At 68.1% G+C, this 23,958-nt stretch carries 22 protein-coding genes and 1 tRNA gene; 10 read left to right on the top strand and 13 right to left on the bottom strand.

Going from position 1 to position 23,958, the window contains the following annotated elements:
• Nucleotides 1-69: 69 nt before the first annotated feature.
• Complete coding sequence (locus POL67_RS00785; RefSeq protein ID WP_271914419.1) at nucleotides 70-1,515, bottom strand: MFS transporter; 1,446 nt, start codon at nucleotides 1,513-1,515, stop codon at nucleotides 70-72.
• A 127-nt stretch (nucleotides 1,516-1,642) separates the two neighbouring features.
• On the opposite strand from POL67_RS00785, the gene POL67_RS00780 reads away from it, so the two are divergent.
• Entirely contained in the window at nucleotides 1,643-3,364 is a 1,722-nt protein-coding gene (locus tag POL67_RS00780) for a rhomboid family intramembrane serine protease (RefSeq protein WP_271914415.1), read from the top strand.
• A 56-nt stretch (nucleotides 3,365-3,420) separates the two neighbouring features.
• Here POL67_RS00780 and POL67_RS00775 read toward each other — a convergent pair whose 3' ends face one another.
• A complete protein-coding gene (locus POL67_RS00775) occupies nucleotides 3,421-4,470 on the bottom strand; it encodes a Ca2+-dependent phosphoinositide-specific phospholipase C (protein ID WP_271914413.1) in 1,050 nt (349 codons plus the stop codon).
• A gap of 17 nt (nucleotides 4,471-4,487) precedes the next feature.
• A complete protein-coding gene (locus tag POL67_RS00770; RefSeq protein WP_271914411.1) occupies nucleotides 4,488-5,651 on the bottom strand; it encodes a peptide-N-glycosidase F-related protein in 1,164 nt (387 codons plus the stop codon).
• 100 nt (nucleotides 5,652-5,751) lie between these two features.
• Here POL67_RS00770 and POL67_RS00765 point away from each other — a divergent pair, with 100 nt between their 5' ends.
• From POL67_RS00765 to POL67_RS00750, 4 genes are read left to right on the top strand one after another with little or no spacing between them, the layout of a single operon-like run.
• Entirely contained in the window at nucleotides 5,752-6,654 is a 903-nt protein-coding gene (locus POL67_RS00765; RefSeq protein WP_271914410.1) for an ABC transporter substrate-binding protein, read from the top strand.
• Between the two features lie 10 nt (nucleotides 6,655-6,664).
• Nucleotides 6,665-6,931 carry a phosphopantetheine-binding protein gene (locus POL67_RS00760; RefSeq protein ID WP_271914408.1) on the top strand — a complete coding sequence of 89 codons (267 nt, stop codon included), beginning with the start codon at nucleotides 6,665-6,667 and terminating at the stop codon, nucleotides 6,929-6,931.
• A complete protein-coding gene (locus POL67_RS00755; RefSeq protein ID WP_271914405.1) occupies nucleotides 6,928-8,733 on the top strand; it encodes a fatty acyl-AMP ligase in 1,806 nt (601 codons plus the stop codon). Before POL67_RS00760 ends, POL67_RS00755 begins: the two co-directional genes overlap by 4 nt.
• Nucleotides 8,730-9,134, top strand: coding sequence for a GFA family protein (locus POL67_RS00750; protein ID WP_271914403.1), 405 nt, complete (start codon nucleotides 8,730-8,732; stop codon nucleotides 9,132-9,134). Before POL67_RS00755 ends, POL67_RS00750 begins: the two co-directional genes overlap by 4 nt.
• Here the strand turns inward: POL67_RS00750 and POL67_RS00745 are convergent.
• From POL67_RS00745 to POL67_RS00730, 4 genes are all read right to left on the bottom strand, one after another.
• Nucleotides 9,131-11,158, bottom strand: a complete 2,028-nt coding sequence (locus POL67_RS00745; RefSeq protein ID WP_271914400.1) for a TonB-dependent receptor plug domain-containing protein — start codon at nucleotides 11,156-11,158, stop codon at nucleotides 9,131-9,133. The genes POL67_RS00750 and POL67_RS00745 overlap by 4 nt on opposite strands.
• Complete coding sequence (locus POL67_RS00740; RefSeq protein WP_271914398.1) at nucleotides 11,158-12,258, bottom strand: hypothetical protein; 1,101 nt, start codon at nucleotides 12,256-12,258, stop codon at nucleotides 11,158-11,160. Before POL67_RS00740 ends, POL67_RS00745 begins: the two co-directional genes overlap by 1 nt.
• 129 nt (nucleotides 12,259-12,387) lie before the next feature.
• A complete protein-coding gene (locus tag POL67_RS00735; protein WP_271914395.1) occupies nucleotides 12,388-12,696 on the bottom strand; it encodes a DUF6968 family protein in 309 nt (102 codons plus the stop codon).
• 414 nt (nucleotides 12,697-13,110) lie between these two features.
• Entirely contained in the window at nucleotides 13,111-13,512 is a 402-nt protein-coding gene (locus POL67_RS00730) for a hypothetical protein (protein ID WP_271914392.1), read from the bottom strand.
• Nucleotides 13,513-14,218: 706 nt separating this feature from the next.
• Between POL67_RS00730 and POL67_RS00725 the strand changes: the two genes are divergently transcribed.
• Nucleotides 14,219-14,698, top strand: coding sequence for a hypothetical protein (locus tag POL67_RS00725; protein ID WP_271914389.1), 480 nt, complete (start codon nucleotides 14,219-14,221; stop codon nucleotides 14,696-14,698).
• Between the two features lie 75 nt (nucleotides 14,699-14,773).
• Nucleotides 14,774-15,316, top strand: a complete 543-nt coding sequence (locus tag POL67_RS00720) for a hypothetical protein (RefSeq protein WP_271914386.1) — start codon at nucleotides 14,774-14,776, stop codon at nucleotides 15,314-15,316.
• 15 nt (nucleotides 15,317-15,331) lie between these two features.
• Here the strand turns inward: POL67_RS00720 and POL67_RS00715 are convergent, their stop codons facing one another.
• Nucleotides 15,332-15,847 carry a hypothetical protein gene (locus tag POL67_RS00715; RefSeq protein WP_271914383.1) on the bottom strand — a complete coding sequence of 172 codons (516 nt, stop codon included), beginning with the start codon at nucleotides 15,845-15,847 and terminating at the stop codon, nucleotides 15,332-15,334.
• 682 nt (nucleotides 15,848-16,529) lie between these two features.
• On the opposite strand from POL67_RS00715, the gene POL67_RS00710 reads away from it, so the two are divergent.
• A complete protein-coding gene (locus POL67_RS00710; protein ID WP_271914381.1) occupies nucleotides 16,530-17,024 on the top strand; it encodes a hypothetical protein in 495 nt (164 codons plus the stop codon).
• Nucleotides 17,025-17,083: 59 nt separating this feature from the next.
• On the opposite strand, the gene POL67_RS00705 is transcribed toward POL67_RS00710, so the two are convergent.
• A complete protein-coding gene (locus POL67_RS00705) occupies nucleotides 17,084-18,265 on the bottom strand; it encodes a 3-dehydroquinate synthase family protein (protein ID WP_271914378.1) in 1,182 nt (393 codons plus the stop codon).
• A gap of 132 nt (nucleotides 18,266-18,397) precedes the next feature.
• Nucleotides 18,398-18,471, bottom strand: a tRNA-Pro gene (locus tag POL67_RS00700).
• A gap of 366 nt (nucleotides 18,472-18,837) precedes the next feature.
• Between POL67_RS00700 and POL67_RS00695 the strand changes: the two genes are divergently transcribed.
• Complete coding sequence (locus POL67_RS00695; protein ID WP_136930390.1) at nucleotides 18,838-19,446, top strand: response regulator; 609 nt, start codon at nucleotides 18,838-18,840, stop codon at nucleotides 19,444-19,446.
• Here POL67_RS00695 and POL67_RS00690 read toward each other — a convergent pair.
• On the bottom strand, nucleotides 19,443-20,129 hold the full coding sequence (locus tag POL67_RS00690) for a thioredoxin family protein (RefSeq protein WP_271914373.1): 687 nt from the start codon (nucleotides 20,127-20,129) through the stop codon (nucleotides 19,443-19,445). The two genes, POL67_RS00695 and POL67_RS00690, sit on opposite strands and share 4 nt — an antisense overlap.
• Before the next feature lie 102 nt (nucleotides 20,130-20,231).
• Between POL67_RS00690 and POL67_RS00685 the strand changes: the two genes are divergently transcribed.
• The gene (locus tag POL67_RS00685) at nucleotides 20,232-21,749 is read left to right on the top strand and encodes an anthranilate synthase component I family protein (protein WP_271914370.1); all 1,518 of its coding nucleotides are present in this window, start codon (nucleotides 20,232-20,234) and stop codon (nucleotides 21,747-21,749) included.
• Nucleotides 21,750-21,762: 13 nt separating this feature from the next.
• Here the strand turns inward: POL67_RS00685 and POL67_RS00680 are convergent, their stop codons facing one another.
• Together POL67_RS00680 and POL67_RS00675 are read right to left on the bottom strand one after the other, a co-directional pair.
• Nucleotides 21,763-23,388 (bottom strand): hypothetical protein, encoded by a 1,626-nt coding sequence (locus tag POL67_RS00680; RefSeq protein ID WP_271914367.1) that lies wholly within the window; start codon nucleotides 23,386-23,388, stop codon nucleotides 21,763-21,765.
• A 157-nt stretch (nucleotides 23,389-23,545) separates the two neighbouring features.
• Complete coding sequence (locus POL67_RS00675) at nucleotides 23,546-23,923, bottom strand: hypothetical protein (protein WP_271914364.1); 378 nt, start codon at nucleotides 23,921-23,923, stop codon at nucleotides 23,546-23,548.
• Nucleotides 23,924-23,958: the final 35 nt, after the last annotated feature.

Raw genomic sequence — 23,958 nt, 5'->3', positions numbered from 1 at the left:
GGGGGCCGTGTCTACCCGTCCACCGGCCGTAGCGACGGCCCCACGTATGCCTTGCCGCTCACGATCCGCTCAAGCCACCGCGGTTTCCGGCTTGGACTCGGATTTTTTCGAGGCGGCCCCAGGCGCCGCGGCGGCCTTGGGCTTGGCGTTCCACACGCGCGTGGCGAGAAGGAGGCCCACGGCGGCGACCGGGAGCATGGCGAGCGGCCATTGCTTCCAGTTCGCCGGATCCTTCGCGGCGTCGCCCGAAGGCAGGATGCGGGCATAAAGGAGCGACTGGAAGCCCGTGCCGAGATACACGAATCCGTCGATGATACCCGTCGCCACGCCCGCGTTCTTTTTGCCGCCGAAGTCCATACTCGCGGTGCCGGAGAGCATGCCGTGCACGCCGATCACGCAGAGCGACATGAACACCACAGCCCAGCCCGTGATGGGGCTGCCGAGCACGAAGATCGCGACGGCCGTGCCCCCGAGCAGGCCCGCATAAAGGACCGACGCGACCGGGCCGCGCCGCGAGTCGAAGACGTGATCGGAGATGAGGCCCGCGAAGATGCCGCCGAGGATCCCGGCCACGCAGAGCAAGACGCCCCAGTTCTCCGAAACGAACCCGTCCTTGAGTCCCGTCTTGTCGGCGAAGACGAGGTACCATTTCATGACGGCGTTCCGGAGGAAGCCGCTGCAAAACTCGATCGCGATGATGATCCAGATGACCTTCTGGGAAAACATCTTCCGCGCGACCTCGGCGAGCCCGACCTGCTCGCCCGTGTCGCCGCTCGACGCGTCGGCCGTGTCGAAATCGGCAAAACCCGCTTGTCCGGGCGTATCGCGGATCATGAAAGCGTCGAGAATCAAGAATCCGACGAGCAGGGCCGCCGGGATCATGAACGCCGCGGTCATGCCCATGGCCTTCGCGATGAAGCGGCTCCAGTCGTAGGCGAAGTAGAGGCCGAGCGAGATCAGGATGCCGAAGACGCCGCCGAGCACGCCGCGCTCGCGCACGTGGAACCAGGGCGCATTGACCTTGACGATCGAGACGGCGCCGAAGCTCTGGAAATACATGTTCCCCGCGAAGAGCACGGTCATCGCGGTGACGACGGACCCATGCTCCATCTGGCCCGCCTGCGCCCGCATGGTGATCACGCCGAGGAGCGCGTTCATGAGCGCCGAGCCGCCGGCCGCGATGAGGATCGTCGCGCGGCCGCCCCATCGATCCGTGAGCGGGCCGTTGAGAAGGAAGGCCACGCCGTAAAGGATGGAGCCCACGCCGTCGATGTCGCCGTACTCCTGCTTCGTCAGGAGCCCGATCTTCTCCATCAGCGACGCGTTCGCCGAGAGGTTGTAGCGACCGAAGTAGAGCAGCGCGTACGTGAGCCCGAGGGGGAACCAGTTCAAGAAACGCCTGCGTTTGAAGGCTTCGGAGTGGCCGACATCGATCTTGGGCAGGCGGCTGACGACAACGGCGATCGCCGCGAGCAGGAGCACGATCGGCAGAAGGTTCTTGAGCCAGTCGGGCATGACGCACCCATCCTACCCGAGCCTTCGCCAAGACCGCACGCGTAAAGCCACGTTGCAGCGCAGCGAAACGCCTGCAACTCTGCGCCGTCCCCGACACCACGAAACGACGCGAGGCGAGGAGCGGCGCATGATGCCCGAGGAGAGGATCGAGGAGGTGGAGCTCGCGACGGACCCGAGCGTCGTGCGAAGGGACAGGCTCCTCGGCGCGATCTTCGCAGAAGATCCGGAGAGCTGCCTCGTCCAGCACGGCCCCGTCGTGTCCCACGTGGTGACGACGAGCGCGCCGCCGCAGCTCCTCCTCCTGCCCACGCGGGATCGCGACGCGATGGACCGGCTGCCGAAGCTGCTCGCGCAAATCGTGAGCTCGACGCATCAAGCGCCGGTGCCGACGCACGTCGTCGCGGTCGGTGGAGGTCCCGAGATCGTGAACGCGCTGCGTCGCGCGTCGACGAGCGACGCAGCGGCGACCAAACTCGGCTTTCACCACGTGGACGACGCGAGCCGGTACGCGCACGTGGCCGGGCCCAAGCTCGCGCTGCTCGAACACGCGAGCGAGCAGATCCGCGCGACCGAGCCGCCGACGCCCGAGCGGATCGAGGAGGCGCTCGTGAAAGGGCGAAACCTGGCGCGGCGGGACCAGCGCGCGGTCTCGCGGCTGCGCGGAGGGACGCCCGTGACGGTCGGGATCATCGCGCTCTGCGCGGTGCTCGGCGTGCTCACGTTGATCTGGCGGCAGAGCATGGGCACCACGCAGGCGCTCGTGGCCCTCGGCGCGACGAGCGGGCACGCGGTGAAGAGCGGCGATGTGTGGCGCATCTTCGCCTCGGCGTTCCTCCACGCGAGCCCGATGCATTTCGTGATGAACATGGTCGCGCTCTGGAGCCTCGGCGTGATGCTCGAGCCGATCCTCGGTTCGCGGCGTTTCCTCGTGCTCTACGGCCTCTCCGGTCTCGGCGGCGCACTCGCCACGACGCTGCTCGGCAGCGGGCAGTGGAGCGTCGGCGCGTCGGGCGCGATCTGGGGCCTCATGACGGCGGTGCTCGCGATCGTCCTCTTCCCGCGCGGTATCTTGCCGCCGCTCTTCATCACGCGGCTCAAGCAAGGCGCGTGGCGGCCGCTCGTGCCGAACATCCTCATCAGCTTCTTCCCCGGCGTGGATTACCTCGCGCATTTCGGGGGCGGCATCGTGGGCTTTCTGGCGACGGCGCTGCTCCTCGGCCGCGGGCTCAAGCCCGTCGAGGAGCGCATCGACGAGGGCGACGTGGAGCCCGGCCCGCGCCCGTTGCTCTCGCTCGCCTCGATGATCGTGGGCGCGGCGATGCTCGTCTCGATCGGCGCGGGCGTGGCGCTCGGCGGACCGTGGGCGATGAAGAAGCCGCCCGCGATGACCCGCACGACGCTGCCGGGCCTGGGTTTGTCCGTGGAGATGCCCGCGCCGCTCGCGAAGATGGCCGGCAAAGAGGACCGCGACGGCCTTCAGGTGCTCACGTTCGGCGACATCGACGCGTCTCCCGTGCTCGTCGAGATCATCGCCGTGGATCTGGAGCCGGCGCCGCTCGCCGAGCAGCTCGACGCGTTCGTCGAGGAGATGCGCGTCGCGGCGGACAAGACGGCGCCCGACAAGGCCGTGCGGCTCGACAAGGCGCGGATCGAGGACGTGGGCGCGCGAAAGGCGGTGCTCGTCGAGCACGAGATGCCGATCGGCGGCGAGTCGTTCACGCTGCGCACGTACTTCGTCGTCGTGGGCTCACGCGAGCTCATCGTGCGCGGGTACGCGCGCAAGGGCCGGCGGCCCGAGGGGTGGAAGGCGATCGAGGAGAAGGTCGTGGCGTCGTTCGAGGAGCGCTGAGCGGGGGGGTTTGGGGGCGCAGATCGGCTCGTCCGAGCGGAGCCCCCAAACGAGAACTAAGGATCCACGAACTTCGGATCCTCGATCGCCTCGGTGCTGCACTCGCTCGGCGCCGTCACCGGGTTGCATCGTGAGGGCGCGCCGCCCGGGATCTCGACCCAGTACTCGGCCTCCGGGACCTTCGCGGGGAAATCCGTCGAGACGAACTGCGCGCCGCTCGCGATCGCAGCTTCTCGTTCGATCGTGCTGCCCATCTCGATCACGTCGCCCGCGTTCCCGTCGGCGCGCGTGCGCACGAGCATGTTCGCGGCGAGCGCCTCGGCGATGGCGGCCGCCTCGCCGACGGGATTGTTGAGGATCGCGATCGCGGCCCACGGATCCGCGGGCGAGGCGTTCGCGAAGAGGATCCGGCCCGCGAGGCTCGTATGGTTTTTCGTGTACGCCTTCCGCGCATCGCCGCCGTCGTCCAGCGTGAAGAGCACGTGCCCGCGGACCTCGCCGAGCGTCGGCCAGCCCTTGGAGAGGACCGCTTCCCGCAGCGTGGCCGCGTCGCCCTGCACCTCGTCCGGGACGAGGATCCGATCGTCCGGCCAAACGCTGCGGATCTCCTTGTGCAAGGCGGCGAAATAACTCTCCGCCCCGGCCTCGTCGGCTGGCACGGCGTCCTTGATCTCGAATTGCACGACGATCGGGTGGTGCGCCCGATGCGCGTCGGACCAGTCTTTCAACACCCGCAGACAATCCGTCAGCTTCCTGCACGTCGTCTGCTCGTCGAGGACGGGCAGGTGATACACCTCGAACGCTTCGAGATCGAAGTCGTATCGCAAGTCCAGCTCGACGTGCCGCACGCCCTGCGCGCCGAGCTGCACGTCGAGCGGCGCGTGCGTGTAGCGCCACTCGCCGACGGTGTTGCCCTCGGTCTCGATGTGGTAGCTGTTGTGTGTCGATTTCGTCTGCAGGTGATGCAACCTGAGCACGTCGTCGAGCGGATAATCGAACTTCGGCGGCGGATCCGGGGGTTTTACCTCCGCGGGTTCGCCCCCGCCGCCGCACCCGACGAGCGCGGCGGCGAGGCCGAGGCACGCCGCCCGAAAGCGGAGAGACATCGGAGACAGCCTTTCGTTCAAGGTCCGTAGGCGAAATACGTGGCGCTCGAGGCCCAGTTCCCGCCCGACTCGACCGTGTTGATGGTCCACTGGAACGAATGCGGCCCGGGTTTTCCGAGCTCGGGCGTCTCCCACACCTTCGGCGCCGTCATGCTCCCCGGACACCAGTTCGCCCGCGGGGCCTTCACGCTCGAAGTCGCGCCGCAGGGGTTTTCGAGGCAGTACGTAAAACTGTTTCCGCTCGGCCAGGTGTGCGTCGTCTCCGTGCAGAGCTCCTTGCAGTCCGTCCGCCAGGGCTTCCACGTCTCGACCACCGCGCCGTCGATCGAGACCGTATGCGTGCGATTGCAGAACTCCTCGGCGGGCCCGATGCAACCCAACCCGGCGTTGCCGCCTCCGTGCCCGCTCGTGCGGAATTCCATCTTGCCCGCCACCGCGCCCGCGGGCGCCTCGAAGTTGAGCGCGCCCGGTCCATCCGCCGTCGTCTGCGACCCGTAATAGAGTGATTTCACCGCGAGCACGTTCCGCGGCGGCGCGCCCGGCACCATTTCGAGCTTCGCCGTCACGTTCCACCCGCCGTTCGAGCCCGAGACCATGCCCGCGCCGTCCGAATAGGTCGTGATGTGCGCGCGCATCCGGTGCGCGCCCGGCAGGCCGTTCGCCACGTCCGTGACGTCGATTTCGAGGTGCAGCGGCCCGCCGAACGGCGTGATCGCGTGCATCACCTCGAGCCCCGGCGGCTCCGTCGTCGGATCCATCGGATCATCGAGCGAGATGTCGAAATTGCGATCGAACGCGTCGCAATCGGCCGGCCAGTTCTGCCCGGCGGGCGGCGGGTTGTCGACCCACTTGTCGAACGGATAACAGGTGCTCGCGAGGTCCACGACGAGCTTCGCGCTCGCGAACGGGCCGTCCTTGAAATCGATGTCCGTGAACACCGTCTGGAAATTCGGCTGGTTTCCGTCGCTCGTGATGCGCGTGTCGTCGAATGCGGTGATCGTGTACGGATCCGCATACGAGGGGCCGCCGCCGCCGCCCTGGCCGCCGCTGCCGCCCGAGCCGCCGCTCGCGCCTTGCCCGCCGGCGCCGCCCTGGCCGCCCGAGCCACCCCCGCACCCCACAAGCAATAGCGCGCCGAGCAAAGCAGCCCAGCCCACGCGCACGGACGGCACGTTCCTCATCAAACACCTCCGCGCGCGAGCGTACCGCAAGGTCGAACCCGGCCGCCAGCCACAATCCCCCCTCCCCCACCGGCGCCGCCGGCGCTAAAGAGCCGGGCCGATGAAAATCATCAAGGTCCAGGACGACAGACAACGCCGTCATATTTTCACAGCCCCGCCGAGGCGCGTCGTCTCGCTCGTCCCGAGCGATACCTACTCGGTCATCCGGCTCGGCGCCAAAGACCGCCTGGTCGGACGAACCCGCTTTTGCATCGCGCCCGAGGGCGAGGTCGAGACGATCGAGGACGTCGGCGGCACGAAAGACGTCGACGTCGACAAGGTCCTCGCGCTCGAACCCGACCTCGTGATCGCGAACCAGGAAGAGAACACCCGCTCGCAGATCGAGCGCCTCGACGCAGCCGGCGTCGCCGTCTTCGTCTCGTTTCCCAAGCGCGTCGCCGACGGAATCGCGCACCTCGCCCGCCTCGGCCTCGCCCTCGGCCTCGACCGCGACGACGCGGCTCGCGCGCGGATTGCCTCGGCCTACCACGCGCACCGCGAGGCCGAGAAGCACCGCGGCGAGCACGTCCCCGTCCGCGCGTTCGTCCCGATCTGGATGGATCCGCTCATGACCGTGCACGAAGAGACGTTCATCTCCGACATGATGGATCTCGTTGGTGCGCAAAACATCTTCGCGGACCGGCGGCGCCGCTACCCGCTCGCCGCTGATCTCGGCAAGGCCGCGCCGCTTCCGCCCGAGCGCGTGGGCAGTCGGGACACGCGATATCCGCGGGTCACGCTGGACGAGGTCGTCGCGCGACAGCCCGAGGTGGTCCTCTTGCCCGACGAGCCGCACGCGTTCACGGAGGCCGACGCCGAGATCTTCCGCAAGCTCGACATCCCCGCCGCAAAGACCGGCCGCGTGCTCTTCTGCAACGGCAAGGACCTCATGTGGTACGGCGCGCGCAGCGTCGAGGGCTTCGAACGGCTCAGGCGTCTGGTGACCAGCGACGAATTGGAGTAGGAAGCGCCCCATGACTTGGAATCGGGAAACCGTCCACGAAGAGCTGCTCAAGGTGTTCCGTCAGCACAAGCAGACCGAGGTCGAGGCGAGCGAGACGAGCCACATCGTCGCCGATCTCGGCATCGATTCGCTCGGGGTCATGGAGGTGCTCGCGGACCTCGAAGACACCTTCAAGCTCACGATCCCCGACGAGGCGCTCCGCGAGATCAACACGATCGGCGACGTCGCGACCGCAATCCTCACGCGCCTCGAAAGCGACGGAAGGCTCCAAGGATGAGCGCGCCTCCGCCCCGCACCGTCGCGCAGGCCATCGAGGACGCGGCGGCGAGCGGCAGCAGCACAGGGTACCGCTTCCTCGAAGAGTCGCCCGACGTCGCGCCCTTCCACTCGTACGTCGACGTCGAACGGATGAGCGCTCGTTTCGGCGGCGCGATGCAGGCGATGGGCCTGCGCAAAGGCGATCGCATCGCCCTGATCCTCCCCGACAACGCCGATTTCGTGTTCGCGTTCCTCGGCGCCGTGCGGGCGGGCATCATCCCGGTGCCGATCTACCCGCCCACGGGCCTCGGCAAACTCTCGGGGTACCTCGAAAACACGCTGCACATCGTGGCGAAGAGCGGCGCGCGCGTGCTGCTCACGAGCAGCGAGATCAAGAAGATCCTCGGCACGATCCAGGCCCAGGCGCCGGGGCTCGAGAAGGTCGTGGCGGTCGAGGGCGTGCGCACGGCGAGCGACAAACTAAGGCCCGAGAAGATCGACCTCGACGACGTCTGCTTCCTTCAGTTCACGAGCGGCTCGACCGCGCGGCCGAAGGGCGTGACGCTCACGCACCGAAACCTCGCCGCGAACGTGCATGCGATCATGCCCGTGGGTCTGAGCATCACCGACGGCGTCGATCACGGCGTCTCGTGGCTGCCGCTCTACCACGACATGGGGCTCATCGGCTTCGTGATCGCGCCGATCTACCACCGGAACCCGATCACCTTCCTGCCGCCGCTGCTCTTCTTGAAGCGCCCGGCGCGCTGGCTCGAGTCGATCTCGAAGTACAAGGGCTCGATCTCCTTCGGCCCCAATTTCGCCTACGCGCTCGCGGTGAAGCGCATCAAGGAGAGCGAGATGGAGGGGCTCGATCTGTCGAGTTGGCGCGTCGCGGGTTGCGGCGCCGAGCCCATCCGCGCCGACAACCTCCGCGCCTTCGCGCAGAAGTTTTCCCGCATCGGCTTCGACGAGCGCGCGTTCGTGTGCTGCTACGGCATGGCCGAGTCGACGCTCGCGGTCTCGTTCAGCAAGATCTGGACGGGCGTGCGGGCCGACGTCGTCGACGGCGAGACGCTCTGGTCGAAGGGCCACGCCGAACCTGCGGCGGAAGGCTCGCCGCGCGCCTCGGGCATCGTCGAGTGCGGCGCGGCCTTCGAGGACCACGAGATCAAGACGTTCGCGCCCGACGACGCGGAGAGCGAGCGCCCCTTGCCCGAGCGCGAGGTCGGCGAGCTGCGCATCCGCGGGCCGAGCGTGATGCAAGGTTACTGGAACGACCTGGAGGTCACGAAGCGGTCGTTCGCGGGCGGCTTCTTGCGCACCGGCGACCTCGGGTACATCGCGGATGGGAAGGTCTACATCTGCGGGCGCTCGAAGGAGGTCGTGATCGTCAACGGCCGCAACTACTACCCGCAGGACATCGAGTGGGAGGCGAGCCAGGTCGAGGGCGTGCGCAAGGGCAACGTCATCGCCTTCGGCACGATGAAGGGCCCCTCCGATCGTGAGCGCGTGGTCATCGCGTTCGAGACGGGCGAGAGGGACGAGGCCACGAAGAAGCGGCTCGAAGCCGACGTGCGCAAGGCCGTGCAGCAGAGCGTGGGCCTGACCATCGACGACGTCGTGCCGCTCGCGCCGGGCGTCTTGCCGAAGACGTCGAGCGGCAAGCTACAGCGCGCGAGGACACGCGAGCTGTACGAATCCGGAGAGCTTCTCGGAAGGACGAGCGCGCGCGAGGTGGACAAACTCGATCTCGTGAAAGAGATCGCGAAGAGCCAGATCGGATACTTCCGGCACCGGCTCTTCGGAAAGAGCGACGAATGAAGAAGACGTACAAGGGGAGCTGTCATTGCGGCGCGGTCCGCTTCGAGGCGGACATCGACCTTTCGGCGGGCACGGGTCGGTGCAATTGCACGTATTGCGCGAAGATCCGGTGGTGGGGCACGATCGCGAAGCCCGACGCGTTCCGGCTGCTGACGGACGAATCGGCGCTCGCCGATTATCAGTTCGGCTCGAAGAGCATGCACCACCACTTCTGCAAGACGTGCGGCGTGGCGCCGTTCGGGCCCGGATCGATGGAGCAGCTCGGCGGCGCGTTCTACGCGATCAACGTGGCCTGCCTCGACGACGTCGACCCGGAGGAGCTCGCCGCGGCCCCGATCCAGTATTACGACGGGCGAAACAACAACTGGTGGAACCCGCCCGCCGTCACGAAATACCTTTAGAACCCCGCCTCCACCGAGAGCTGCGGGATCGTGATCGGCCCGAGCAGCCGCGGCTGGCAGATCCCGCGGGCGCACGTCACGTCGAAGACCTCTTTGCTCAAGGTCGCATTCTGCATGTCGAGCACGAGCGAGACGAACCCCGTCTGGCCGACCTTCCACCGCCGCGACACCCGCAGATCGAGCCGATAAAAAGGCCGGACCCGCGGCGGATCCTCCACCACGGCCCCGCTGCCCGCCTCCTGCGCGGGAAACCCGCTGTAAAAGACGTGCCGCACGCCCGCCTTCCAGCCCTTGCCGAAGTCGTAGAGCAAGGCCACATGCGCGACGTGCGTCCGATCGACCGCCGAGGGCGTCGTGAGGCCGCTCTTCGACGTGCGGGTCGACCGGGAAAGCGTGTACGAGGCGAGGAAGAGCAGATCCTTGCGCAAGGCGCCGCGGGCTGAGAGTTCGAGCCCATAAGCGTCACCCGTGCTGCGGGAGAGGAATCGGCCGGCGCCGAGGTTCGTGCCGCGATCGGAGCCAATCGGGTCCGTCAGGTTGAACGTCACCTGGCGGAAGAGCGATCCGCTGATCTCGACCGGAATGGGCGAGAGCTTGACCTCGGCGCCGAAGCTCGATTGCAAGGCCCGCTGGAGGCCGCCCGTGATTCCCCCGATCTGCAGCGCCGGCAAGGGCGCGAAGCCGGGGAGCTGGGAGGCCACGCCAAATGAGGGCACGATCCGCACGCGCTCGCCGACCCCGAACCGGCCCGTGATCTTCGGGTCGATCGCGAGCGCCGTGTTGCCCATCGACGTGTAATGGTCGACGCGCAAGCCGGGCGTGATCGTCGCCCGATCCGAGAGCACCACGAGCGCGTCCGCCCACGCGCCGACAGCCGTGTCCCAGCGGCTCGGAAAAAGCGCGCGAAACGCCTCGTCGAGCTCGCCGAGCGGCCCCGAGGCGCACGCTTCGAGGGAGATGTCACACGGCTCCTTGTGCACGATGTCGTATCGATCGACCATCAGATCGATCCCGCCGCGCAAAAGCGCCTTTCCCCCGCCGATCGGCTTCGACCCGCGCAGGCGCGCCCCGATCTTCCAGTTGTTCGCGCTCTCCGCGCCGACCTGCCTCGACCGATCGAGGCCGAGCATCACCGCCGCGCGAAGCTTCGCGCCCGAATCGAAGTCATGATCGTATCGGACATCCAGCCGGTGGAAATCCGCGTCGAGCAGGACGTCCTTCGCCCCGCTCGCGTCGCCCGTCGTCGTCGTCGCCAGATAGTCCCACGCCCCGAACGCGAGCGCCGTGAGCCGGCCTCGCTCGCCGATGCGGCGGCTCACGCGGGCCTGGTAATCGCCGTACCCGAACTCGACGTTGTCGATCAGCGCGGAAAGAATGTGCCCGCCAAACGCATAATGTCCGCCGACGAGGACCGTGGTCTTGTCGCCGATCGGCCCCTCGACCACGCCGCCCACGTCCACGAACCGGAACGCGCCCTCGCCCTTCCATTCATTCGGAAACGGCGCGGCCTCGGCCTCGACCGCCGCGCCCGCGAGACGGCCGATGTCGGCCGGATACGGGCCCATGTGCAGCGTCACGCCCGAGACGAGCGGCGCTGGAATCACGCTCGGCCCCGCGCCCACGTGAAAGAGCAGAGGCACGCGCACGCCGTCGTAGAAGAACCCGATGTTCCCGGGCGGCGCGCCGCGAATGTAATAGTAGGGCAATCCGCTCGCCGTCGGCGTCACCCCCGGCTGCACCTCGATCGCGCGGTACGGATCGCCGAGCACGCCCGGCATCTCCCGGATGTCCCGGCGCTTGAGCGAGACCGACCCGGCCGGCGCCTTGTCGCCCTCGACGGTCACCTCGATCGGCTGCGGCGGAGGAGGCTCCGGCGCAGGCTCGGGCGCAGGCTCGGCGAGCGCAGGCGCAGGCTCGGCGAGCGCAGGCTCCGCGGGCGGCGGCGCCTCCGCGAGCGCGGGGCCGGCGGCGAGGGACGTGGCGAGCGCGAGGCCGAGCCCGGCGCGCCGGAGGACTTCACCCATCAAACATCCGAAAGGCCAGCCGCCTCCATCACGTCGATCGCCGCGGCCAGCGTCTTGTCTCCGCGCATCACGTGGCGCAGCTCGTCCGGCCCTTGCTCCCGCAGGTGCGTCCCCTTCGCCGCGTGCCGACCGAGCACCTCGGTGAGCCCATGCAGCAGCGGATGGCGGTTCAGATCGGCCGCGAGATCCCCCTCGTGCAGCGCAGGTTCGAGCAGCCGCGCGATCTGCTTCTCCGACCAGCCGAGGCCCTTCTGCGCGTCCACCACGACGACGCGGAGCTGGGCCCAGAAGAGCCGCTCGGCGCGCTCGGCCGCGGGCCCGAGCAGCGACTCGGCGCGCGTGCGGATCGCCGTGCTCTCGTCCTTCGAGGCGCGGCGCATCTCCTTGTAGACCTCGCTCACGAGGCCGAGCAGGTGCGGGTTCGGTCGGTCCGCCGTGAGCATGTGCCGCTCGGCGCGTTCGAACGCTTCGAGCAGCGCCGCCTCGGTCCGATCCCAGCGCCGCTGCGCGATCTTGAGCCGCGCCGAGGAGCAGAGCGACGTGACCATGTCGTGCTCGGCGAGCGCCTTCGTGTCGGCCGTCGCCTCGGGATCCTCGAAGACGGGCTCGAGCCACGCGCGCAGGCGCCCCACGAGCGCGTCGATCTCCTCCTTCGGATCGCCCGCGACCATGCAGAGCGCGACGCGCAAGAACATGGCCTGCCGCGCCTCGGCATCCCGATCCGCGCGGTTCTCGCAGAGCAGAGGGATCGCGGCTTCGAGCTCGGCGGAGGCCTCCTCTTGGCGGCCGCGATCGAGCTCGGCGCGGGCGAGGTCGAAGTGCAGCGATCCGAGCCGATCCTTCGGATACGTCGACTGCCGCTCGGCGCTGGCGATGGCGAGGCGCTGGTAGCGCGCGGACATGCCGGCGTTGTTGTCGAGCGCGTAGGCGAGGGCTGCGATGCGCGCGGCCTCGACGTACCGCGGATGCTCCCGGCCGAGCTCGTGCGCGATCTCCATCGCCTTCTCGGAGGCAACGACGGCCTCCCCGAGGAGCTTGGCCTCCAGGTAGGAGCGGACCGCGGAGATGGCGCTGCTCAGCCGATTTTCGACGTCGCTCATGGCGGGGCGGATTGCATCACGTGAGGGGGCGACGCGCAACGCGGTCGCAGGATCTTGGACGCCTGGACGGAGGGCGTCGAGCCGCTGGCGGGGGGCGGCGGGGACGGAGGCTCCTGCCTACGGGAGCGGTCACGGGAGGTTCAGAGGGTCGAACCCGAGGCTCTCCTCATCGAGGAAGTGGAGCTTGCCCCCCGCGCTGCTTTGCAAGGACCGGAGCTCCAGGGCGATCATCTGGAGGCCCCATTGCAACGATTGCACGGCGTCCACGGCGGGGAAAGCGCGCTCCATGCGACGCTGCCCGGGTCCGATGATCTCGAAGGGGAGGACCCATTTCGCGGGGTCCTTTTCCTCGGGCGCGCCGACGCGAAGCAATACCTTCTCCGATGGCCGGGCGTCGTCGAATACGAATTCGTATTCACGTTCGGCGATGACTGGCATCGTTTCCCCTGCTCGCAGTCGACGATGCACTTGGCGTACGCTTCGTTCTTCTTACGACTTTCAAATCCACTGATCCACGACGTACTCCATGACCGAAAATGGGCAAGAGGTTCCGCGCGTTGGCTTCCTGGACACAACCCGGCTTGTCCTGTCTGGAACTCTACGTGATCCCCAACGGAAATCACCACGCCTGGACGGCGGGGTCGGACGACATGCTCGCCCAGATTGAAGCAAGCCAACCCGACGCAGCCGTCCAGGCATGGTCTTTCCGAAAAGCAGCACAGCGCGCTGTAGCCCGAAACGGTCCGCGCGTGCGCCGCCCGATACGTACTGCACCCGAGACGCGCCCATCCGTCGCGCGTCGTGACAGGTCACGTTCTTTTTTGGGATCGGTGCCCGCGGCGCCCGCGCACTCTAAGGGTGGAGGTCCTGGAGCTCGCGACAAAAGACGTTGTCGGGCCGGGCCAGACGGCACGCCTCGGCCGCGCTCTTCTTGTCCCCCCGGTCGCGGGCCGTCGCGGCGGCACGCCCGAGCGAGCGCGGCCCCGCGTTCTTGTGCGTGTCGTCCGCCGGACAAGGGAGCGTGCGCGCCGGCGGCGGGGACGGCGGGCAGAGGGGCGGCGGCTCGACAGTCGGGCTCGGCTGCATGGGGTCGGTCACGAGCGGCAGCACGCCTACCCCCGGCCGGAGGTCGGGCACCATGAGCGCGAGGTGGTTTGCCCAGGGCGACTCCCTCGGCGAGAGCAGATAAAGGAGAAGGGCGACGACGCCGGCGGCGACCGCCAAACGACGCGCCCATGGCTCCCATGCGGCCATGGTTGGCCCTGCGGGCGGAGGGGCGGCCGGGAGGGACTCGTGATCACCCGCCGCCACTCCCCCTCCCCCGTCGGGTTTGGCGCGGAAAGCTCGGCCTCGATCCCCTTGCCGTTCGTCCGGGTCTCCACCCGCAGCATGGCCGCCGCGTCCGCACGAACGAGCAGATATCCGAACTCGCCCGCGAGGATCAGGCCAAACTCGTCCGCGTTCGGACAGCCGCGCCCTGGGAGCTGGACCTGGTAATCCAGCCCGAACGCAATCGGCGGCGGCGCCTCGGCGGCGGCTTTGCCCGAGAGCGTCAGGGCGGCGCATGCGACGGCGACGGCAACGGCCCGGGTGATCATGACGAACCCCACGGTACCCGGAACGAAGGGCGATCCGCAAGGGGGGTTCGTCCAAAGGGAACCGACGCGGAGCCGTATCGCCCGTCTGGGCTCGAACGACAGCGGCTCCGCGCCGGCCACCGGAGACAGCTCTTACCGCGGACAAACTTGGTTGTCAACCCCGAGGACAAACGTTTTTGTTGGGTCCTGCGAGAAAGAACCGGCGCGACGCCCTGCCGCCTGGCCAACCACGAACACGACCCCGCGCCGGCCTTCGGGACTTACCGCGGACAAACGCGACGGTCAAGCGCGGGGACAAACTTTCCGTCTCGTCCACGCGGCGGTTGGTGTAGGGTTCGTCGTACGAACAAGGGGAGCACGTCATGAAGCGCCGCCGAACCTTTGCCGCCATCGTCGCCATCGCCATCCCCATCGTCGTCACCCTGGGGCTGATGACCCGCCGGGCGGAGTCGGAGATGCTCCAAGCAACCACCTGCGAGAGCGATCTCCGCTCCGTCTTCGAGATGTGCGAGCGAGGCCGGGAGAAGGGCCCCTGCGAACACGTGTCCGAAGCGTTCGAGGATGCGTGTCAGGCCGGCTGTGTGGCGGGCGTCTGCCCGGAGCAGACGAGGTGCACGGGCAGGGATCCCCTGTGGTGTGCGACGTGCACCGATATGCAGGGCGCTCTCTTCTGGGACAACCTCTTCAGCATCGCGGCCTGGTGCGATGGGGCGCTCGGCGTGGGATACGCCGAGGTCGACGGGGATGACTGGGATGCGTGCTTGAAAGAGGAGGTCGGGCGGCAATGCCCGGAGATCAGGGGTACGGATTGGTTTGTGCGGATGCGGGAGCGAAAGAGGTGATGGGTCCTATTGTGGACAAACTCGGTTGTCAAGCACGGGGACAAACTTCGGCGTACGAGAAGAGGGGAGCACGTCATGAAGCGCCTCCACAGGTTGGCCATCGCTGTCGCTGTCGCTCTCATGCTCACGCCGGGGATGGGGGCGTCCGGGAGGAAGCTCGTGGTTCCGAAGGAGGAGCTTTGCGAAGGAGATAGCCTCTCGTCCTTGTACGAGACGTGCTTGCGGGGATATCAGAAGTGGTTTTGCACAGGGATCTCGGCGGAGTTCGAGGTCCCCTGCCAGGTCGCGTGCGTGAGCCACCTCTGCCCGGACGAGGCCGCATGTGTGGACGACGATCCCGTCGTGTGCGCGCCCTGCGACGACATGGCGGGTGCGGCGTTCTGGTACACGCTCGACGTAGCCGACATGCGCTGCGATTCCAAAACGCTCGCTAGCCTCGATGAACCCTTTGACCCGGAAGCGTTCGCGGCATGTTATTGGGCCACGGTGGAGCACCTCTGCCCCGCGCTCGTCGATACGGACTGGGACGAGCGGGTCCGCGTTGCTTTCGCTTCGAGGTCCTATGACCTCCCCGCGCGGCCAGCATCACCCACGCGTCGCGCGCTGGGCGCGAAGTAAGCAACCAGCAGCGCGTTACTTGGCGGAGTCGGCCTCCTCCTGAAGAAGGTCGTCGAATGCTTTTTGTATCTGCTGCTCGCGCCATGCGGGGTACGCAGGGCATCGTTCCGTCATGACCGCGTCCCTGCAATTGCGCCAGGCCCTGAACTCTGGTGAATCCCACTCGCCGTTGCCGTCCTGATCACCCATCAGGTGATCGCAGTGGTCTGCGGAGATGTTGCTGTTGCGCCAAAAGGTGGCGCCGCTCGAATCCTCGCAGGGAGCGCACCACATCGGGTCGAGTTCGGTGCAGGTGATTTGCTCTGGGCACAGGTACAGCACACAGCCGGCCTGGCAGGCGGCCCTGTCCTCGTCTGCAACGAGGCCGCACGGCCAATGGGCTCGGCTCTCGCACCAGTCGAAGACGAACCCGAGCTCCGTCTTGCAGGACTCTGCGCTTGGCGGACGCCTGTCGTCCGCACGCGAGCCCGAGCCGAGGTTCAGGATGGCAACGGCGGCGATGACGATGACCGCGGCACCATGACGTTTCACGTGATGATCCCCTTCCGTCGCTCCGCTGATCGGACCCTATACCACCGGACCGGAAAAGCGAGCGTGCCTTCGTCTCAATACCTCAGATCCAGCCCTGCCCCTCGACCCCGGGGCTGCCCCGGCGCTCCCTGCGCCACCTGCCCCCTGCTCGTCGGACCAGTAATCACCGGAGCCGGTACCCATGCCCACGGTAACGAACGTCTCGCCGGTGGGCGCCGGGCCCGGCCCGCCGGCTGCAGCCGCCAAGCACCGACAACCTCATCGACCCGCCCCACGCAATCGACGCGACCACGAAGCGAATTCGCCGCCCCCCTCGACGATCGCATCGTCCCTGCCCAACGCCCTCCTCACCCTCCCCCAACGCAATCGTCGACCCGCCCGGCGCCCTCGTCCCCTCCCCCGACGCCCTCACCGCCCGCCCCCTCGATCTCGCCGACGCCGCCCACGCAATCGTCGACTTCCCTCGACGACTTCGTCGACAACCGCCGCGCGGTCGTCGACCTCCTCCGACGACTTCGTCGACCCTGCCCGACGACTTCGTCGACCCTGCCCGACGACCTCGTCGACCTCCGCCGACGATCCCATCGTCGATTTCGTGCTAAATCACGCCCGCCCCTCGACGACGCGATTCCCTTGGTTACGTTCCAGCTTCCCCCGCAACCCTTGCAAAAGAGGTATCGCGATGTCCAGCGTAGTTGCAAAGCCCTATCCCGGTCCGTTCGAGTTCTCCCTCAAGGATTGCGAGGCCGACCTCGTCGACCTCGCCCCGGGCGCCATGAGCCACCTCCGCAGCGAGCACGAGGGCCTCGCCGAGGTCTTCGCGGAGCTCGCCGCCAGCCTGCCCGCGTTCGGTGACGAGGCCGGCATCCCGCCGAAAATCTATCAGCGCCTGCTCGATTCCAATGCCTCGATCGACAAGCTCGCCGTCCACGAGGCCCTGCTCGCCAAGGCCCTCGAGGTCGTCCGGGAATCACGGGCCAAGAAGGTCCACGAGCGCGAAAACGACATCGCCTCGATCGTCGACGCCGTGAAGTCGAGGGCGCGCCGCGGCGTAGACAAAGCGCTGCTCAACGCATTCGAGAAGACGATCAAGTACAACGCGCAGATCGCCGAGAAGGCCGCGAGGACGCGGCGCAAGAACGCCGAGGCCGCAAGGGCCACGCCCACGACCGGCTGAACGATGCATGAATGCGGCGGCGGCGCGCTCCCTCCACGCGTCGCCGCCGCATTCCCACCTCACGCCAATGCAAACGCGTGCGCCCGATGCGCGTCCCGATGCGCGAGCCGCGTGATGGCCTCGCGCAGGATGTCCTCGCGCAACTCGTGCGCAATCACGCCATGGCCAATGCCGTTCAGCAAGGGCACGTGTGGCGAGCGGCCAAGGGAGCGCTCCGACAAACCGTCGAGGAGCAAGAGCCGTCCCTCGGAGTCGACGTTGCCGAGCGCGTCGTGCCACAGGCGTAGCCCGAGCCGTTCGAGCAGGCGGTGGATCAACTCGCGCTCCGCTTCCGTGTTCGTCCCGTGCAGCGCGCCGAGCGTCGTGTCGAGCGCGATGCCCACCGCGAGCGCCTCGCCCTGGCGGATGCGGCGCTCGGTGTGGAGCTCGATCCGGTCGGCCGACCACGCGCCGAACGCGAGCGGCCCCTCGGGGCCATAGACGTCCTCGTTCGGCGCCGTGGCCGCGAGGTGGGCGTGCAGGGCGGCGCTCTTCTGCAAGAGCTCCGCGACAGCGTCGCGCTCCCCCGAGGCGAGCCGGTGCGCGTGCGAGACGATCCAGCCGAAGAGCTCCTCGTCCCACAGGAGCGCAGCGCGTACGGCCTGGACGAGGCCGAAGACTTTTTCGCGCGTCTTCTGGGTCTCGACGAAGCGTCGGTCGCACACGACCGCGTAGGGCGCGCGGAACGTGCACAGGAAGTCTTTCGTGCCGAACGCGTTGATCGCGCTCTTCGGCAAGACCGCCGGGCCGGCCTGCGCGAGCGTCGTCGTGGGCACGCGGACGACCCGCGGCGCGCTCTGCACCGTCGACGCCGCGAAGCCCACGAGGTCGAGCAGCGACGCGCCGCCCACGACGAGCAGGATCGAGCGTCGATCGAGCTCCAAGGCGTGGAAGTACGCCTGCAGGCGTGACGGAAGCGCCGCGTCGTCCTTCACGCGCTCGCCCCCGCCCTGAACGATCGGCGGAGCGACGAGATCCAACGCATCGTGGTGGCACCGGGCATACCGCTCGATGTGCAAATTCAGCTCGGGCTGGGCAGCGAGCGCACCACGGTCGACGATGGCCGCGACGCGGTGACGAACGTCGGGCTCGCGCTGCACGATGAGGTGACGCAAGTCACGGTTCATCGGCGAGAACACGTCGCTCGTGAAGCAGACCGGGTACTCGAACGGCGATGCCGATGCTCTGACGTGGACAATCACAGCGCGCTCTCCAGAGGTGAGCACGCCTGCATGCGGCGTACCGTTCGGTCGAGCGCGATCGTGAGCACAAACGAACAATCCCCGGGAGGCGGGGCCTACCGGGGACTACTTTCGTGTCTCGTGTCTGTCTTGTCGGGGCGAGAGGATTTGAACCTCCGACTCCTCGGTCCCGAACCGAGTGCGCTACCAGGCTGCGCTACGCCCCGTACGCCGCGGGCTTTCGCCACCGACGTGGGGGCGGACCATGCTCGCACCGGACGCTTCTGTCAAGTCCTGACGAGCAGAGATTTCATCCGAGGCACCACCGCCCTGGGCACCCCCACGTCCGCCAGGGACGTCGACTGGGTGGAAAAATCTTGAAACGCAAGTAAAAAAGTCGATCCCGGAGCGGACGGGCTCGTGTTAAAGTGCTACTGGAATCGAGACGAGACCTGGGGGCGCTCAGAGCTCCCCCCAGGCCGAACATGCGGCGACTCCAGGGGGGGGTTCGAGGGAGGAGCCCGGCGGTCCGGGCGAAGCCCTCGGGCGTCGACGTGAGCCCCGGTCGATGTGGCCGCGAATAGGAGGACAAGGTGGCAATCGAGCTTCCGGCAGTTCGCATCCTGATCGTGGACGATGACCGAGCCATCTGCGACTACATGCAGACGCTGCTCGAGCGGGATGGGTACCAGGTCAAGACCCTGGTGGATCCGTCGGCCGTGGAGGAGGAGGTCCGCACGGGCGGGTATCACCTCATCATCCTCGATCTGATGATGCCCAAGCTCGACGGCATCGAGGTGCTCAAGCGCATCCGCAAGGTCGATACCGACATCGCGGTCGTCATCTTCACGGGCTTCCCGAACCTGGAGAGCGCCGTGCAATCGATGAAGCTAGACGCCGTCGACTACATCAAGAAGCCCTTCAACGTGGACGAGTTCCGCGAGGTGCTCGCCCGCGTGATGCGCAAGAAGGGCCTGGCGCGCACCCCCGAAGAGCAGCTGCACCGCGTCATCGGCGACACAATCCGCAACCTCCGCAAGGAGAAGGATCTGACGCTGAAGCAGATGGCTCGCCGCACGGGCCTCAGCGTGTCGCTGCTCTCGCAGATCGAGCGCGCCGAGTCGAGCGCGTCGATCTCGTCGCTCTACAAGATCGCGGTCGCCCTGGAGTCCCGCATCCAGGACCTCTTCGGTCAGTACTAGGGCGAAGAGCCCTTCTCGATCGCGCGGTCGATCCGCGCGAGGTCCACGCCGGCCATGCGGTCGACCGCTATGCCGCGCTTGTCGTACACGACGACGTACGGGAGCTGGGGCACGTTCGCGAGGTAGCGCTTCGCGAGCGGCGTGTCCCAGTCCCCCACGTCGAGCCGTCGATACGCGACGTCCTTGCGCGCGCCGAGCACCTTCGCCATGTGCTCGTCCACCTTGCGGCACGGGCCGCACCACGCCGCCGAGAAGTCGACGACCGTGACCTTGCCGCTCGCGAGATGCGGCGCGAGGTCCGGGACGTCGCTTCCGTCCTCCACGACCATGCGCACGTCCGCGCCCTCGGGGAACGGGACGTGAGCGAGGTAGCGGCCCTTGCCCGCCCCAAGGATCGCCTCGAACCCGTCCTCGGCGGCGAGCTTGCGGACCGTCGTGAAGACGTCGAAGCCCGGTGAAGCCACGACGACGACCTCCGCCTTGCGACGATCGAAGCGAGCGTCGTAGACGCCCGGACGCTCGCGCAGGTCCCGGGCGATCCCATCACCGCAGTCGCTGCAATCGATCTTGTCGAGCGAGACGATGACGGTGCGCGCGTCCTTCGGATAGGAGCGCGCGCCGCCGCACGCCGTGAGCAGGACGAATGCGGACAACGTGAACAGGTGCTTCAGCGAGGAGCGCATCGGAGGGCCACACGATGCCGCCCCGGTCACACCCGAGCAAGGCCACGGCGTAGGCCTGAATCCACGCGGCAAGGAATGCTCGCTCGGTGTAGGCTCTCGCGCGTGAGCCAGAGCCAGATCCTGACCCGCACCCTCGCCGCCGATCACGTCACGCCTGTCCGCGCGTACAACGCGCTCCGGGCGCAATCCGCCGGGCGTTCGTCATTCCTGCTCGAATCCGTGCTGCCCGGCGAGCGCTGGGGGCGCTACTCGATCCTCGGCTACCGCGCGCGCACCGAGCACGCCTATCCGCCCGGCGCGAATGCGCTCGATCTGCTCGCCAGCGACGCGTCCGAGCTGGAGAACGCCGAGGGCCTCGCCGCGCGCTTCTCGCAGGCGCTCGTCGGCTACATGGTCTACGACGCGGCGAACGTGGCGAACGGCATCAAGCCGTGGCCGAACGAGGGCATGAGCGGGCGGCTCATGCGCGACTGCACCGTGGTCGTGTTCGACAACCTCACGCAGACGCTCACGATCGCAGGACGCTCGAAGGGCGCAATCGATCGGTGCGCGTGGGAGATGACACACGGGCCGGAGCTCGATCCGCTGCCGTCGCCGGACCCGACGCTGGAGGCGCTGTTCGCCGAGCCGAACATCGACGACGACACGTACGCGGCGAAGGTCGCGAAGGCGAAGCAATACATCGAGGCGGGCGACTGCCTGCAGATCGTCCTCGCTCGTACGTTCCGCGCGCCGATGCGGAACGCGGATGCGTTCGACGTGTACCGCGCGCTGCGGGTGCTCTCGCCCTCGCCGTACCTGTTCTTCCTGGACTTCGCGGAGACGCCGTTCGCCGAAGGGATGGCGATCGCAGGCGCGTCGCCGGAGACGATGGTGCGCGTGTCGGGCGGAAAGGTGACGCTCCGGCCGATCGCGGGGACGCGCAAGCGCGGGGCGACGCAGGAGGAGGACGAGGCGCTCGAGCGCGAGCTCGTGGCCGATCCGAAGGAGCGCGCCGAGCACGTGATGCTCGTGGATCTCGCGCGGAACGACGTGGGGCGCGTGGCCGCGCCGGGGTCGGTGACGGTGACGAGCGAGATGAAGGTGCAGCGCTTCTCGCACGTGATGCACCTCGTGAGCGAGGTGGAAGGGACGCTCGCGGAGGACAAGTCGCCGATCGACGCGGTGCGCGCGGCGATGCCGGCGGGGACGCTCTCGGGCGCGCCGAAGGTGCGGGCGATGCAGATCATCCGCCAGCTCGAACCGGGTCCGCGCGGCGTGTACGGCGGCGCGATCGGGTACGTGTTGCCGGATGGAACGGTCGACTTCGCGATCCCGATCCGCACGGTGATCGCGCGCGGCGCGGATTTCGAGGTGACGGCGGGCGCGGGGATCGTGGCGGACAGCGATCCGCAGCGTGAAGCCGAGGAGACGCGGATCAAGGCGCGCGCGGCGCTCGCGGCGATCCGGAGCGCGCAGGACGCGGTCGAGCGGCGCGAGGCGGAAGCCGCGGCGATGCAGAAGCGGCGCGAGGAGGCGGAGCGGAAGAAGGCCGAGGCGGCCGCGACGGAGGCGGCGGCCGCGACGAATTCGAATGGCGAGGGGAACGCCGGCTCAGAGGGCGAGGGCGCCGCGAACTAGAGCGCCTCCTCGCTCAGGGCGAGAGCTTGGCGAGGAAGGCGTCGCCGTTGGTGAGGTACGCGTTGAGCGGCCCGCCGCCGAAGTCGATCGAGCCGCCGTAGAGCGCGCCCGCGAGGATCGTGTTCCCGGCGGTGTCGACGGCGAGGCCGCCGAGCCGCTGATCGCCGCTGTCGCCGAAATGCCCGGCCCAGAGCGTCGCGCCCGAAGGATCGAGCTTCGCGGCGAAGACGTCGTACGTCGTCGTGGAGGAGCCGGGAACGTAGCCGAGGCCGAGATCGACGCTGCCCTGGTAATTGCCGGCAACGCTGATGTTGCCGGAGGCGTCGACGTCGAGCAGCACCTGCTCCTGATAGTTCGGGCCAGCGAGGCGCTTGGTCCAGACGTGGTTGCCCGTCGCGCCGAATTTGGCGACGAACCCGTCGAGGTTGTCGATGCCGGTAAGCGTCGGCCCGCCGAAGTTCGCGCGGTAATAGAAGTAGCCGCCGAGGAGGAGGTCGCCGCTCGGCGCGACGCGGAGCGAGGACAGGAGCTGGTCGTACGGGCCGCCGAGGCTCTTCGCCCATACCGCGTTGCCCGCCGGGTCGATCGTCGCGAGGAGGATCTCTGCGCCCGAAGCAGGGAACGCGCCCGTGCCCACGTCGGCCGAGCTGTTGTAGGTGAAGCCGAGGATGACATTGCCCGCGGCGTCGACGTCGATCACCGGGGCTCTCTGCGATTTCGTCGCGACGAACCGCTTGCCCCAGACGAGGTTGCCCGACGCGTCGAATTTCCCGAGGACGACGTCATCATCGGCGCCGGTGAGCACGCCCGCGCCGAAGTCGAAGGGCGCGTTGCTGTAGCTCGCGTAGTAGACATTGCCCGTCGCATCCACGGCGACGCTGCCGCCGTGCGTGCCCCCTGTGAAGGGTCGCGCCCATAACGTATTGCCCGCGGCGTCGAGCTTCACGACGAAGGAGCCGAGTCCCGTGACGGTCATGGGTCCGGTGCCGAAATCACAGGTGCCGCTGAAGATGCCGGCCGCGAGCACGTTGCCCGCCGCGTCCGTCGCGACGGAGTAAACGGTCCCGCCGCTGGTGCCGCCGACGTTCGGGCAGAGGGGCTCCATCCAGGCGTGCGTGCCGGCCGCGTCATATTTGACCACGGCCATCCCGCCCGTGATGGGGATCGGACCGCTGCCAAAATCGACGCTGCCGCTCGCGCCGAGGCCGACGAAGATGTTGTTCGCGGCGTCGGTCGCCACGGCCCCATAGTTCTGCCCTCCTGCGCCGAGGAGTCCGCGGCTCCAGACGTGCGTGCCGCCGGGGCAGCCGCCGAAGCCGTCACAATCCTCGTCCTCGGGGGTGCTGCAATCCTCGACCTGCGGCGCCTGATCGGGCACGCATTCGAGCTCGGCGTAGGTGCCGCAGGTGAGCGTGCCGGCGGCACAAATGCCAGGCTGGCCGGTGTCACAGGCGAGGCCGTACGACGGATCGTCCTCGTCGACCTCGCCGTCGTGGTCGTTGTCGCGGCCGTCGCAGACTTCGTCCTCGGGCGGCCCGACGATCGCGGGCGGCGCGCCGGGGATCAAGGAATTCGCCTGCGGAGTGGGATCTCCGGGCTCCGCGCCACAACCGGCGAAGCCACAGGCGGTGACGAGCATGAGAACAGGAATGGCAGCGGGGGAATGAAAAGCGCGCATTCGGACCTCCCTGCGGGCGCACCATCGACAATCACGTCGATGGTCGATTCGCAGAAGAGCCGAGCGTACACCGGTCGAGGCCGGTCGACAGTAATTTTTGGAAATTCCGGAGGGGAAATCAGGCGGGGCGCATGCCCACCCCGAAGGCCAATCGGACGTTCGGGCGCGTCAAATAAAAGATCACCACCGCTGCAATTGCAATGGCGAGCCAGGTCGGCCAGGCGGTCGGCGCCGACGCGACGGCGATGATCGCGAAGAGGGCGTTCACCGCCTGGACGCCGAGCGTCACGACCCACGCCCAGGCCCGCAGCGTGACGAGCCCCCACGCGACGGCGAACATGGCGATCCCGACCGCGACATCAAGCGCGATCGCCCAAGGCGGCAGCGCCGCCCCCGTGACGGCCGGGATGCTGGAGAGCACCGTGAGCACACCGCTGAGCGCCATCAGCACGGCCACCGCGATGACGCCCGCTGGCCTCGTCTTGACTTCATCCATGAAGGCGCGTCGATGCAAAAGACGCGCACCGCGAA

This window comes from Polyangium mundeleinium, from assembly GCF_028369105.1.
Classification (GTDB): domain Bacteria; phylum Myxococcota_A; class Polyangia; order Polyangiales; family Polyangiaceae; genus Polyangium; species Polyangium mundeleinium.
The sequence above is the reverse complement of the archived record's forward strand: the minus strand, read 5'-3'. Positions and strand labels throughout refer to the sequence as shown.